Annotated in this window: 15 protein-coding genes; 5 read left to right on the top strand and 10 right to left on the bottom strand. The window is 67.1% G+C overall.

The window, feature by feature from the left end:
• Position 1 precedes the first annotated feature (1 nt).
• Complete coding sequence (gene fadD3, locus A5756_RS18165) at positions 2-1,546, bottom strand: 3-((3aS,4S,7aS)-7a-methyl-1,5-dioxo-octahydro-1H-inden-4-yl)propanoate--CoA ligase FadD3 (protein WP_066955336.1); 1,545 nt, start codon at positions 1,544-1,546, stop codon at positions 2-4.
• Positions 1,547-1,594: 48 nt separating this feature from the next.
• Here fadD3 and ipdE1 point away from each other — a divergent pair, with 48 nt between their 5' ends.
• Genes ipdE1 through fadA6 form a run of 4 tightly spaced genes read left to right on the top strand, consistent with a single transcriptional unit; the run spans position 1,595 to position 5,338 of the window.
• Positions 1,595-2,743 carry an acyl-CoA dehydrogenase IpdE1 gene (gene ipdE1, locus A5756_RS18160; RefSeq protein ID WP_066955334.1) on the top strand — a complete coding sequence of 383 codons (1,149 nt, stop codon included), beginning with the start codon at positions 1,595-1,597 and terminating at the stop codon, positions 2,741-2,743.
• Positions 2,740-3,528: a (5R,7aS)-5-hydroxy-7a-methyl-1-oxo-2,3,5,6,7,7a-hexahydro-1H-indene-carboxyl-CoA reductase gene (ipdF, locus tag A5756_RS18155; RefSeq protein WP_066955332.1), complete on the top strand. Its 789-nt coding sequence runs from the start codon at positions 2,740-2,742 to the stop codon at positions 3,526-3,528. Before ipdE1 ends, ipdF begins: the two co-directional genes overlap by 4 nt.
• A 43-nt stretch (positions 3,529-3,571) precedes the next feature.
• On the top strand, positions 3,572-4,174 hold the full coding sequence (gene kstR2 / locus A5756_RS18150) for a TetR family transcriptional regulator KstR2 (protein ID WP_156659622.1): 603 nt from the start codon (positions 3,572-3,574) through the stop codon (positions 4,172-4,174).
• Between the two features lie 3 nt (positions 4,175-4,177).
• A complete protein-coding gene (gene fadA6, locus A5756_RS18145) occupies positions 4,178-5,338 on the top strand; it encodes a steroid 3-ketoacyl-CoA thiolase FadA6 (RefSeq protein WP_066955326.1) in 1,161 nt (386 codons plus the stop codon).
• A gap of 39 nt (positions 5,339-5,377) precedes the next feature.
• On the opposite strand, the gene A5756_RS18140 is transcribed toward fadA6, so the two are convergent.
• The 9 genes from A5756_RS18140 to echA20 are packed head-to-tail and all read right to left on the bottom strand — an operon-like array spanning position 5,378 to position 11,665.
• A complete protein-coding gene (locus A5756_RS18140; protein WP_066955323.1) occupies positions 5,378-5,809 on the bottom strand; it encodes a VOC family protein in 432 nt (143 codons plus the stop codon).
• Positions 5,806-6,285 carry a helix-turn-helix domain-containing protein gene (locus A5756_RS18135; protein ID WP_066955321.1) on the bottom strand — a complete coding sequence of 160 codons (480 nt, stop codon included), beginning with the start codon at positions 6,283-6,285 and terminating at the stop codon, positions 5,806-5,808. Before A5756_RS18135 ends, A5756_RS18140 begins: the two co-directional genes overlap by 4 nt.
• A gap of 13 nt (positions 6,286-6,298) precedes the next feature.
• Positions 6,299-7,039: a hypothetical protein gene (locus A5756_RS18130; protein ID WP_066955318.1), complete on the bottom strand. Its 741-nt coding sequence runs from the start codon at positions 7,037-7,039 to the stop codon at positions 6,299-6,301.
• Positions 7,036-7,683, bottom strand: a complete 648-nt coding sequence (locus tag A5756_RS18125; RefSeq protein ID WP_066955315.1) for a SatD family protein — start codon at positions 7,681-7,683, stop codon at positions 7,036-7,038. The genes A5756_RS18130 and A5756_RS18125 overlap by 4 nt, the downstream gene beginning before the upstream one ends.
• 42 nt (positions 7,684-7,725) lie before the next feature.
• The gene (locus A5756_RS18120) at positions 7,726-8,148 is read right to left on the bottom strand and encodes a nitroreductase family deazaflavin-dependent oxidoreductase (protein WP_082960051.1); all 423 of its coding nucleotides are present in this window, start codon (positions 8,146-8,148) and stop codon (positions 7,726-7,728) included.
• 54 nt (positions 8,149-8,202) lie between these two features.
• Positions 8,203-9,276, bottom strand: a complete 1,074-nt coding sequence (ipdC, locus tag A5756_RS18115) for a (3aS,4S,5R,7aS)-5-hydroxy-7a-methyl-1-oxo-octahydro-1H-indene-4-carboxyl-CoA dehydrogenase (RefSeq protein ID WP_066955312.1) — start codon at positions 9,274-9,276, stop codon at positions 8,203-8,205.
• Complete coding sequence (gene ipdB, locus A5756_RS18110; RefSeq protein ID WP_066955310.1) at positions 9,276-10,028, bottom strand: cholesterol ring-cleaving hydrolase subunit IpdB; 753 nt, start codon at positions 10,026-10,028, stop codon at positions 9,276-9,278. The genes ipdC and ipdB overlap by 1 nt, the downstream gene beginning before the upstream one ends.
• Before the next feature lie 3 nt (positions 10,029-10,031).
• Positions 10,032-10,910: a cholesterol ring-cleaving hydrolase subunit IpdA gene (gene ipdA / locus A5756_RS18105; protein WP_066955307.1), complete on the bottom strand. Its 879-nt coding sequence runs from the start codon at positions 10,908-10,910 to the stop codon at positions 10,032-10,034.
• Positions 10,907-11,665 carry a (7aS)-7a-methyl-1,5-dioxo-2,3,5,6,7,7a-hexahydro-1H-indene-carboxyl-CoA hydrolase gene (gene echA20 / locus A5756_RS18100; RefSeq protein ID WP_066955304.1) on the bottom strand — a complete coding sequence of 253 codons (759 nt, stop codon included), beginning with the start codon at positions 11,663-11,665 and terminating at the stop codon, positions 10,907-10,909. Before echA20 ends, ipdA begins: the two co-directional genes overlap by 4 nt.
• 59 nt (positions 11,666-11,724) lie before the next feature.
• Here echA20 and A5756_RS18095 point away from each other — a divergent pair, with 59 nt between their 5' ends.
• Entirely contained in the window at positions 11,725-12,510 is a 786-nt protein-coding gene (locus tag A5756_RS18095; protein ID WP_197505796.1) for an SDR family oxidoreductase, read from the top strand.
• Positions 12,511-12,524 lie beyond the last annotated feature (14 nt).

Below are 12,524 nucleotides of genomic sequence, written 5' to 3'. Positions count from 1 at the left end.
TTCACGTCCACTCTCGCAGTTGTGGTTTGACCACCTTGCCGCCAGGATTGCGCGGCAACGCCTCGACGAACCGCACCGACCGCGGCGCCTTGAAATTCGCCAAATGTTCACGTGTGTAAGCGATCACGGACTGCTCGTCGAGGACGACGCCGGGCCGGGTCACCACGAACGCCCGTCCGACCTCGCCGAGGCGCTCGTCGGGAAGCCCGATCACCGCGGCGTCGGCGACCCCCTCCATCCGGGCCAGCACCTGCTCGACCTCGGCGGGGTAGACATTGAATCCGCCGCAGATGTACATGTCCTTGAGCCGGTCGGTGATGCGCAGGTTGCCGGCCGGGTCGACGGCACCGATGTCACCGGTGTGCAGCCAGCCGTCGGCGTCGATGGCGGCCGCGGTGGCGGCCGGGTCGTCGAGGTAACCCAGCATGACGTTCGGCCCGCGCAGCAGCACCTCACCGGCTTCGCCGGGACTTGTTGCGTCGATGCGCAATTCGAAGTCGGCGAACGGGCGCCCGCACGTCGTGGCGACGGTGACCGCGTCGTCGTCCGCGCGGCACATGGTGCCCATGCCGTTCGCCTCGGTCAGCCCGTAAGCGGTCAGCACGATGTCGATGTCAAGCTCGGATTGCATGCGCTCGACCAAGACGACTGGGACGGTGGCCGCTCCGGTCACCGCGAACCGCAGCGAGCTCAGGTCGTAGTCCTTGCGCTGCGGATGGTCCAGCAGGGTCTGGTAAATCGTGGGCGGCCCGGGCAGCACGGTGATGCGGTGCTGCTCGATCGCCCGCAGCGCATGGGACGGGTCGAAGGTCAGGTGCGGGATCAGCGTCGCCCCGGTCTGCAGGCAGGCCAGGATGCCGGCCTTGTACCCGAAGTTGTGGAAGAACGGGTTGATGCACAGGTAGCGGTCGTCGCTGGTGATCTTGCCGTTGGCGGCCCACGACGCCGAGGCGGACAGCGATTGCCGGTGCGCGCAGAGCACCCCTTTGCTGCGTCCCGTGGTGCCCGAGGTGAACAGGATGTCGCTGACGTCGTCGGGCGTGACGGCGTCGGCGCGGGCCGCGACCGCGCTGACGTCGGAGCCGCGGGAGATGAAGTCGTCCCACGTCCCGTCATCAGCCTCGATCGGAATCCGCACGATATGCCGCAGCGCGGGGAGGGCTTCAGGGCCCAAGCGGTCCAGGTCGGCGACGCGATCGTGCCCGAGGAATCGGCCCATCCCGAACAACACGGGCGCACCGGTGCGGGCCAGAATGTCGGCGGCCTCCTCGGCCGTATAGCGGGTGTTCAGGGGCACCATGGCTGCGCCGGCGTGGTGGATCGCCAGGCAGGCCACCACCCAGTGCCAGGTATTAGGCGACCAGATCGCCACGCGGTCCCCCGCTTGCACGCCGAGGCTGATCAGCGCGGCCGCCGCCCGGTGCACCTCGTCGCGCAGCGCGGCCGCCGTGAACGACCGCTCGTCGGTGATCAACGCGTCGTGACCGGGGAGTTGCTGCGCCAATCGATCGAGCGCCGCCGGTACGGTGCGCGGATCGCTCCCCATGAATGCTCCTCTAACAAAGCAAGTGCTTGGTAGGTTAGCCTACAGGGCATGCAGGACGTCGAGGAGTTCCGGGCGGAGGTCCGCCAGTGGCTCGCCGACAATCTGGTCGGCGAATTCGCAGCTCTCAAGGGCCTTGGCGGACCGGGGCGCGAGCACGAGGCGTTCGAAGAGCGCCGGGCGTGGAATCAGCATCTGGCCAACGCCGGCCTGACCTGCCTGGGCTGGCCGGTGGAACACGGCGGCCGTGGGCTCTCGACCGCGCACCGGGTGGCGTTCTACGAGGAGTACGCCAAAGCCGACGCGCCGGACAAGGTGAACCATTTTGGCGAGGAACTGCTGGGGCCGACACTGATCGCCTTCGGGACACCCGAGCAGCAGCAGCGCTTCCTGCCGAAGATCCTCGACGTCACCGAGCTGTGGTGTCAGGGCTATTCCGAGCCCGGCGCCGGCAGCGACCTGGCCAACGTCTCTACCACCGCCGAGCTGGACGGTGACCACTGGGTGATCAACGGCCAGAAGGTGTGGACCTCGTTGGCGCACTGGGCGCAGTGGTGCTTCGTGGTCGCTCGCACGGAGAAGGGTTCCAAGCGGCACGCCGGGCTGTCGTATCTGTTGGTGCCGCTGGACCAGCCGGGTGTGCAGGTCCGCCCGATCATCCAGCTGACCGGCGACTCGGAATTCAACGAGGTCTTCTTCGACGACGCCCGCACCGACGCCAATCTCGTGGTCGGCCAGCCCGGCGACGGCTGGCGGGTCGCCATGGGCACGCTGACCTTCGAACGTGGCGTGTCGACCCTCGGGCAGCAGATCCGCTACGCCCGTGAGCTTTCCAACCTGGCCGGCCTTGCGCAGCGCAACGGCGCCGCTGATGACCCGTTCATCCGGGAGCGGCTGACGCGGGCGTGGACCGGTCTGCGGGCCATGCGTTCGTATGCGCTGGCCACCATGGACGTTGAGCAGCCCGGCCAGGACAACGTGTCAAAGTTGTTGTGGGCCAACTGGCATCGCGATCTGGGCGAGCTGGCGATGGACGTGATCGGCAAGCCGGGGCTGACCTTGTCGGACGGCGAATTCGACGAGTGGCAGCGGCTTTTCCTGTTCACCCGCGCCGACACCATCTACGGCGGCTCCAACGAGATCCAGCGCAACATCATCGCCGAGCGGGTGCTCGGCCTGCCCCGGGAGGTAAAGGGATGAGCCTGTCCGAAGCTCCGAAAGAGGTTGCCGGGCACGGGCTTCTGCAAGGCAAGGTGGTCGTCGTAACCGCGGCCGCCGGCACCGGGATCGGCTCGGCGACGGCGCGACGGGCGCTGGTCGAGGGCGCCGACCTGGTGGTGTCGGACCACCACGAAAGACGGCTGGGGGAGACCGCCGCCGAACTGTCGGGGCTGGGGCTGGGCCGGGTCGAGAGCGTGCTGTGCGACGTGACGTCCAGCGCGCAGGTGGACGCGCTGATCGCGTCGACCACCGCCCGGATGGGCCGGCTGGACGTTTTGGTTAACAACGCCGGGCTGGGCGGTCAGACACCGGTGGTCGACATGACCGACGACGAGTGGGACCGCGTCCTGAACGTGACGCTGTCGTCGGTGTTCCGCGCCACCCGGGCGGCGCTGGGCTACTTCCGCGACGCGGACCACGGCGGGGTGATCGTCAACAACGCAAGCGTTCTGGGCTGGCGGGCGCAGCACTCGCAGTCGCACTACGCGGCCGCCAAAGCGGGGGTTATGGCGTTAACCCGTTGCAGTGCAATAGAAGCCGTCGACTACGGGGTCCGCATCAACGCGGTGTCGCCGAGCATCGCGCGGCACAAGTTCCTGGACAAGACGACCTCGTCCGACCTGCTCGACCGGCTGTCGGCCGGTGAAGCTTTCGGGCGGGCGGCCGAGCCGTGGGAGGTGGCGGCCACCATCGCATTCCTGGCCAGCGACTATTCCAGCTACCTGACCGGCGAGGTCATCTCGGTGTCCAGCCAGCATCCGTAAGCGCCGGCTAGCCAAGCAAGCGCTTGGTTGATACTCTGATCGAGTGGACCGAGTGGCCGGTCAGGCAAACAGCCGCCGCGACGAGTTGTTGGAACTCGCCGCGACCATGTTCGCCGAGCGCGGATTGCGCGCCACCACCGTGCGCGACATCGCGGACAGTGCCGGCATCCTGTCCGGCAGCCTCTATCACCACTTCTCCTCCAAGGAGGAGATGGTCGATGAGCTGCTGCGCAGTTTCCTGGACTGGTTGTTCGCCCGCTACCGCGAGATCGTGGACAGCGAGGCCAACCCGCTGGAGCGGCTCAAGGGGCTGTTCATGGCGTCGTTCGAGGCGATCGAGCATCGGCACGCGCAGGTCGTCATCTATCAGGACGAAGCCCAACGGCTGTTGTCGCAGCCCCGGTTCGCCTATATCGAGGACATGAACCGCCAGCAGCGCAAGATGTGGGTCGAGGTGATCAACCAGGGCATCGATGAGGGCTATTTCCAGCCCGACCTCAACGTCGACCTCGTCTACCGTTTCATTCGTGACACCACGTGGGTGTCGGTGCGCTGGTATCAACCCGGCGGACCCCTCACCGCACAACAGGTGGGTCAGCAATACCTCGCCATCGTTCTCGGTGGGATTACCAAAGAAGGAGTCTGACAAATGGCAGAGGCGTATGTCATCGACGCTGTGCGTACCGCGGTCGGCAAGCGAAATGGATCGCTGGCCGGGGTGCATCCCGTAGACCTCGGCGCCCTTGGTTGGCGTGGGCTGCTCGACCGGGTCGACGTCGACCCCGCCGCCGTCGACGACGTGATCGCCGGCTGCGTCGACGCCATCGGCGGGCAGGCGGGCAACATCGCCCGGCTCTCGTGGCTGGCCGCGGGCTACCCCGAGGAGGTTCCCGGCGTCACCGTGGACCGGCAGTGCGGCTCCAGCCAGCAGGCGATTTCCTTTGGCGCGCAGGCCATCATGGCCGGCACCGCCGACCTCATCGTGGCCGGCGGTGTGCAGAACATGAGCCAGATCCCGATCTCGTCGGCCATGACCGTGGGCGAGCAGTTCGGGTTCACCTCGCCGACCAATGAGTCCAAGCAGTGGCTGCACCGCTACGGCGACCAGGAGATCTCTCAGTTCCGCGGCTCGGAGCTGATCGCCGAGAAGTGGAACCTGTCGCGCGAAGAGATGGAGCGCTACGCACTGACCAGCCATGAGCGCGCGTTCGCCGCGATCCGCGGCGGTCACTTCGACAACGAAATCATCACCGTCGAAACGGAATCGGGGCCTTTCCGGGTCGACGAGGGTCCGCGCGAGTCGTCGCTGGAGAAGATGGCCGGCCTCAAGACGCTCGTCGAGGGCGGCCGGCTGACGGCGGCGATGGCCAGCCAGATCTCCGACGGCGCCAGCGCGGTGCTGCTGGCTTCCGAGCAGGCGGTCAAGGATCACAAGCTCAAGCCGCGGGCCCGCATTCACCACATCAGTGCCCGCGCGGCCGACCCGGTGTTCATGCTGACCGGGCCCATCCCGGCCACGCGCCACGCGCTGGAGAAGGCCGGGCTGTCGATCGACGACATCGACACCGTCGAGATCAACGAAGCGTTCGCACCGGTGGTGATGGCCTGGCTCAAGGAGATCAAGGCCGACCCGGAGAAGGTCAACCCGAATGGCGGCGCGATCGCCCTGGGCCACCCACTGGGCGCGACCGGCGCCAAGCTGTTCACCACCATGCTCAACGAACTCGAGCGCATCGGCGGCCGCTACGGCTTGCAGACGATGTGTGAGGGCGGTGGCACCGCGAACGTCACCATCATCGAGCGGCTGTAGGGCCCGCGGGGGCCGCTTTACCGCGAGCCGGGCGGGTGATCAGTTCCGGGCCGGATCGAACTCGAGTACCTGGGTGAGCCGAATGTTGTTTCCGGACGGGTCGCGGAAGGAAGTGTCGATACCGTACGCCTGCGGCGTTGGAGGATCATTGAATTCGACTCCGCGAGCGGATAATTCGTCGTAGGCGGCTTGGCAGTCGTCGGTCTCCAGGAACAAGGTGCCACCAGCTCCCTTGGCGACCAGCTCTGCCAGTTGCGCGCTGGCCGCGGCGTCGAGCATCGGCAGCCCTGGAACGGGCATGAGAACCAGCCCGACGTCGTCCTGCCCGACGGGACCGACGCACAGCCACCGGAAGTTCCACGCTTCCATCGTCACGTCCGACCGGACCGCCCAGCCCAGGGTCTTGGTGTAGAACGCCAGCGCCGCGTCTTGGTCATGCACCCAGAACTGTGCGTTTGCGATCTTGATCATCGGTTCTCCTCACTCCGGTTGTCTCGCTTCGACGCTACGGACTTCGCGGGTCCGTCGTCTTCTCGAAACGTGCGGTTTTGTGGCCGCCCGTAGGCCTGCGCGACACAGCGCGGAATTCGTACGTGACGCTCGGCGGGTGGGAAGGTGGCCCGATAGCCCTGTGGCGTCACGCCGAACATGCGGCGAAAACTCGTGGTGAACGAGCCGACGCTTTCCCAACCCACCGCGACGCAAACGGCGGCCACCGTCCAGTCGGTCGTGCGCAGCAATGCGGCGGCTCGTTCGAGCCGCCGCGTCAGCACATACTGGTGCGGCGACTCGCCGAACGTCTCCTTGAAGCGCCGGCTGAAGTGAGCGGGTGAAAGGCCTGCCGCCGCTGCCAGGTCGGCGACGGACAGCGACTTCTGGTAATGCGCGTCGACGAAGTCTTTGGCCCTAAGCAGGTGCCGGGCTACCGGTGCGGATGCCACCCCCATAGTCTGCCCGCGATCACCGGGCGGCCAGCACCAGCGCGATCCCGCCGAGTGCCAGCAGCCAGCTCGTGAAGCTGCCCACCAGAAAATACTCGGTCACCTCGTCGATGCCGACGTCGCCGTTGCGGTTCTTCTGGGCGCTCAACTCGGGAAATCGGATGATGCCCTTGGCGGCGACGACGGCGCTGGCCGCCGCCACCTGGCCGCCGACGCCGAGGCTCAGGATCAGCAGCCGTTCCATTGGCCCCAGCAGCCGCCCGCCCTTGAGGCGGTCCGATGGCTGCGGCTCGCCCGCCGGGCGCACCGCCCCCACGGAGCCGAGCACAAGGCGCACCAACTGATTTCCGGTGGCGAACTGCATCAGCACCACACCGACGATCATCAGCAGCCGGGTCGGCGTGACGTGGCTCAGCGGCAGCTGTACCCATGCCGACCACCGCCCGACGACGCCGCTCACCCGGGTGGACCATCCGGACAACACGATCAGCAGCACCAGCGCGGCGGCGAATACCGCCAACGGGGCCGCTTGCCCGCGACCGCTACGTTCGCTGCGCAGGCATAGCCATTCCCAGACGACCGCCGTGGTGGCCGCGACCACGAGCAGCGGTATATCGCCGCCATGCCACAGCGCGCCCAGCGCCGCGCAAGCCAGCACGACGACCGGCCCGACCGCCAGCGGGGGCCACGTTGCGCGGACCGCTCGCCGGCACAGGTCGGCGACTCCGACAGCGAGCAACAATACCGCAACGGCACTCACGGCAGGCTCCGAAGGTATTGAGAGGCAACGACAATCAGGTCCAAACCGTCCCGCGCGGCCCGCTGGGAGACCGCGGACGGGCTGATGCCCTCGGCCACGGCGAGCTCCTTCTTGGTTCGGCCGGTCATCAAGCCCCTCACAATTCGCAACGATCTTTCATCGAGCGATCCAAGCAGATGGTCCCGACAAATCAGGGCCGCGTTGACGGCGGCGGCGTCGGCGCGCGTGTTGTCAGCTGCCCTGAATGCGGTGCGCACCAGCGTGAAGCCGGGCTGTCGCTGAGTTTCCGCCGTCTGCTGGATGGCCTCGCGCGCGGTCCACCAGCCCGGCCCGTCCTGGATGCCGGCGCCGGCATCGAGGACGGTGACCATGCCCCAGCCGATGCCGAACCGGACGTCGGTCTCCGGCGCCAGCAGTAGGCGGATCGTCAATGCCGCGTCGATGGCCGCGCCGACGGTGGGGTAACTGCCCTGGAACTCGTCACCGACGGTGAAGGCGGGCGGGTCGATCGCGCCGGCGGCGGCCTGGCGCAGGACGGCGGCCACCCGTCGATGCAGGCCCGGCCGGTCGGCGGCAAGCCGGGATCCGACTACGTCGCCGATGACCGTCGCGCGTAGTGAAGGATTTTCCTTCACTTGGACCATATGAAGATTATAGCTTAAATTCCGCAGAAATTAGGCCATAGCTTAATCAGCAGGCCTCTCCTTGACACGGAGGAACTCCGCTATGCCGACGCGTTCGAAGGTGCGTCGCCGGGAAGTCGACAGCATGGGCAGGGCGTCGGCCGCGTCGATGATCTCGGGCCTGACCACCTCGTGCTTCTCGCCATGGGACGTGATGGTCGCTCGCCCTGCCGCACGAATGTTTTGCAACCAGTCGACGTCGGTGCCGTAGGGCAGCGGTACGACGAAGCCGTCGGGGGTTCGCTCGGCGACGACCGGTGTGGTGTAGACCTTGCCCGAGCGTCGTCCGGTGTGCTCGATCGCTGCCGCATACCAGTTCTTGCGGCCGGCCAGTCGCACCATCAGCGGATTGAGCAGGTATTTGTTGGAAGTACGAACCGCGTTCAATAGTGGAGTCGGCCAGGATTCGGGTGTCAGCTTCATCATCCATCCAGGGTGACGCCGCCCAACGAGCCGGTGCCAGGGTCTTTGGTCGCCGGCTTACCGTTCTTCGACGAGCGCCGACGCCGACCGCAGATGGGTGATCGCGTCGCGCACGATCGAGTCGATGAGCTCGGCGCACGACGGCAGGTCCTCGAGGATGCCGGCCACCTGGCCCGAGGCGAGCACTCCAGCCTCGGTATTGCCTTCGACCAGTCCGGCCTTCAACAGCATCGGGGTGTTGGCCGCCATCACCACCTGCGACCACGTCATCTCCTTGCCGTGGCGCATCGCCATGCCGTCGCGGATCATCGACCGCCAGGTCATCTGCGACATGTGCTTGAACTTGGCCGCATTGCGCACCGCCGCGGTGAGACCCCTTACCGGCGAACCGCTTTCCAGCCGCTCGACCAGGCCGGTGCGCAACACCCGGTGCGGCATGCCATCGACGCGTGTGGTGACCACCGTGCCGTCGAGCGCAGCGTCCAAATAGCGGCGCTTGACGGCTTCGGGCACGGTCGAGTCGGAGGTCAGCAGGAAACGGGTACCCATCGCCACGCCGGCGGCGCCGTAGCTCAACGCGGCCGCCAGACCGCGCCCGTCGAAGAACCCGCCAGCCGCGATCACCGGGATTCCGGTGCCCTGCACTGCATCCAGCACCGACGGCAGCAGGAGCGTGGTGGCGACGGGTCCGGTGTGTCCGCCGCCCTCGCCGCCCTGCACGATCATCGCGTCGGCGCCCCAGGCCGCGACCTTGCGTGCGTGTTTGGCGGCGCCGATCGACGGAATCACCACTGCGCCCGCGTCTTTGAGTCGGGCGATCAGCTCCTGCTTGGGCGCCAGCGCGAACGACGCCACCTTCACGCCCTCGCGGATCATCAGATCGACGCGGTCGCCGGCGTCGGCGGCGTCGGCGCGGATGTTCACGCCGAACGGTTTGTCGGTGGCGGCCTTGACCTTTCCGATGGCGGTCGCGAGCTCGTCCAGCGTCATGGTGGCCGAAGCCAAAATGCCCAGCCCCCCGGCGTTGGCGGTGGCGGCCACCAATCGGGCGCCGGCCACCCAGCCCATCCCGGTTTGCACCACCGGGTGCTCGACACCGACCAGCTCGGTCAGCGGCGTGCGCAACTTCATCAACGTATCTCTCTGTCGCGCAGGGACTTCGGGTCGATCACCTCGCGGATCAGGTGGAGCTCTTCGTCCGTCGGCAGCCTGGTCTCACCGGCCTCGTCGACGCCATGCAGGTCGAACGACGTGGCCTCGCGAACGTCATCGGGTGAAACCCCGGGATGCAGCGTCAGCGCGCGCATCGTGTGGTCCGGGCCGCCGAAGTCGAACACGCCGAGGTTGGACACGACCCGGTACGTGTTGGCGAAGCGGAAGGCCGGATTGTCCGCGTCCACCTTGTCCCAGCCGATGCCGCAGACAACGTCGACGGCCTCGCAGAACACCCGCTTCGAGTGGTTGCCCACCCAATAGCTGGTCGCGTGGTTGATCGCGTTGCCGGGTGCGCCCCGTAGGCCAAACATCTGCCTGGTCGGGTGTTGCAACGGGCCGAACGCCGAAATGTTCTGATTGCCAAAGCGGTCGACCTGATTCGCGCCCATCACTACGTGCCGTCGCCCCCAGGCCAGCGTCTCGAACACCCGGCCGAACGGCATCCAGCCCTCAATCCTCTTTGGGTCCCCGGCTTGCCCCAGGGCGGGGGTGTCCGCCAGCAGCTGCGCCTCGCCGTCGGTCAGCAAGATGTCGGGCGAAAAGGTCAACCGCGCCAGCCGCGCACCGACCGACGCCATGTTGGTCATAGGGCTGACCATGATTTCGCCGGCATCCCTGAATAATTCGGCGCAGGCGACTGCGCACACTTCGGCGCGGGTGCTGCTCACTTTTCAGGCCTCCTCTGCGAATGCGCGAACCGCCGCCTGGTAGTCGTCCTCGCTGCCCGACAGGTAGGTCTGGACGAACTTCCGCCAGCCCTCTTCGGTGGAGGCCGCCTCGGCGTAGTGCCGCTGAAACTTCTCGTCCCGGCCGTAATCCGGTGCCGCGGTGGTGAAGTGGGCGCCGCCGGGCGCCTCCACTACGGCGTCGACCATCATCCGGTTCACCAGCAGGGTCTGCGGGGGAACAGCCTTGACCAACTCCTCCGTGGAGACCACGCGCTCCACCGACAGGAAGCGCTTTTCGGCGGACATCAGGAACAGGTCGTCGAAGTAGGGATCGATCCCGGTGTAGGCCGCATTGCCTTGGCAGTCACCGAGATTCAGGTGCACAAAGGCCGCGTCCAGGCGTAGCGCCGGCATGGCGATCAGCGTCTCGTAGCCGCCCCCGGGTGCGGGGTAGGGGCTGGTCACGGTCTGCAGTTCGCCCTCCCAGAAGTCGGGGACCGAGCTGCCCAACCCGGCCCGAATCGGCAGGAACGGCAGGCGTTGCGCGGCGGCTTGCAGGCCACAACGCAGCATCCCCTCGTCCATTTCCCGGGCCTCGATGGCGCCGCTGGTGCGGGCCTTGGCGAACCACGGGTCGTAGAAGGGCGGGGAGTCCAGCGAGACGAAGCCGTAGTAGGCGCGCTTGACCTTGCCGGCCGAGCACAGCAAGCCGAGGTCGGGTCCGCCGTAGGTGACCACCGTGAGGTCGGTGACGTCGGTGCGCAGCATGGCCCGCACGAAGGCCATCGGTTTGCGCCGCGAGCCCCAGCCGCCGATGCCGATGGTCATGCCGCTGCGCAACTGCGCGACGGATTCATCCAGGCTGGTCCTTTTGTCGCTCATTCCTTCTTGCCCTTCGCCGTACCGGCGAACGCGTCGCGGTGCTCGTCGGCGACGCCGGCCAGATTGAGCTCGAACGTAAACCCTTGCTCCATGCGGTAACTCGAGTTGACCCGCTGCACATCGATGAGGTTGAGCGCCTCCTTGGCCGCGCGGATGACGCGGGTGTCCTTGGCGGCAATGTCTCGGGCCACCTTCAAAGCGGCCTCGTCCAGCTGGTCGCGCGGCACCACCTCGTGCACCGAACCGAAGTGGTGCAAGGTGGCGGCGTCGACGGTGGCGGCGGTGAAGAACAGCCGCCGCATCAGGTGCTGCGGCACCAGCCGGGAGAGGTGGGTGGCCGCGCCCAGGGCGCCGCGCTCCACCTCGGGCAGCCCGAACGTGGCGTCGTCGGAGGCCACGATGACGTCGGAGTTGCCGACCAGGCCGATGCCGCCGCCGACGCAAAACCCGTTCACCGCGGCAACGACCGGCACCGCGCACTCATAGACGGCGCGGAAGGCGGCGAAGCAACCGCGGTTGGCGTCGATCAGCGCGGCGAATCCCTCGGTGCGCTGCATCTCCTTGATGTCGACCCCGGCGTTGAAGCCACGGCCCTCGGCCCGCAGGATGACGACGTGAGTCTCGGGGTCCTGACCGGCGGCCGTGATGACGTCGGCCAGTTCGAACCAGCCGCGCGACGGGATGGCGTTGACCGGGGGAAAGTCGACGGTGACCGCGACGATGCCCGGTTCGGTGGTTTTGGATGTGATGGGCACGGTGCCACTTCCTTGTGGGGTAACTACCTAAGCAAGCACTTGCTTGGTACGCTAGCACAGTGACTCGCGCCGAAGCACCCGACGCCATCAACTTGGGGCTGGCCGGGCGGGTGGTTCTGGTCACCGGCGGGGTCCGGGGGGTGGGCGCCGGTATCAGTTCTGTCTTCGCCGCGCAGGGCGCGACTGTCATCACCTGCGCACGGCGTCCCGTCGAGGGCCTGCCCTATGAATTTCATTCGTGTGACATCCGCGACGACGACGCCGTCAAGGCGCTGATCGACTCCATCGTCGACGAACACGGCCGGCTCGACGTCGTGGTCAACAATGCGGGCGGTTCGCCGTACGTGCTGACCGCGGAGTCCAGCGCAAAGTTCAACCGAAAGATCATCGAGCTCAACCTCATTGGCGCGCTGTCGGTTTCGCAACACGCCAACGCTCAGATGCAAAACCAGGACCGCGGCGGGTCGATCATCAACATCTGCAGCCTGAGTGGTCGACGGCCGTCGCCCGGCACCGGCGCGTACGGTGCGGCCAAGGCGGGCTTGGAAAGCCTCACGCAGACACTGGCGGTGGAGTGGGGGCCGAAGGTCCGGGTGAATGCCTGCGTGGTCGGCATGGTGGAGACCGAGCAGTCCGAGCTTTTCTATGGTGACGCCGAGTCCATCGCCGCGATCTCAAAGAACGTGCCACTGGGCCGGCTGGCCAAGCCTGAGGACATCGGTTGGGCCACAGCGTTTCTGGCGTCGGACACCGCGTCCTACATCAGCGGCGCCTCGCTGGAGGTGCACGGCGGCGGTGAGCCGCCGCACTATCTGGCCACAACGAACGCCAGCGCGATCAAGTAGAGGAGACACGAACA

Origin of the sequence: Mycobacterium sp. 852002-53434_SCH5985345, from assembly GCF_001667155.1 — a bacterium.
Taxonomy (GTDB): Bacteria; Actinomycetota; Actinomycetes; order Mycobacteriales; family Mycobacteriaceae; genus Mycobacterium.
The sequence above is the reverse complement of the archived record's forward strand: the minus strand, read 5'-3'. Positions and strand labels throughout refer to the sequence as shown.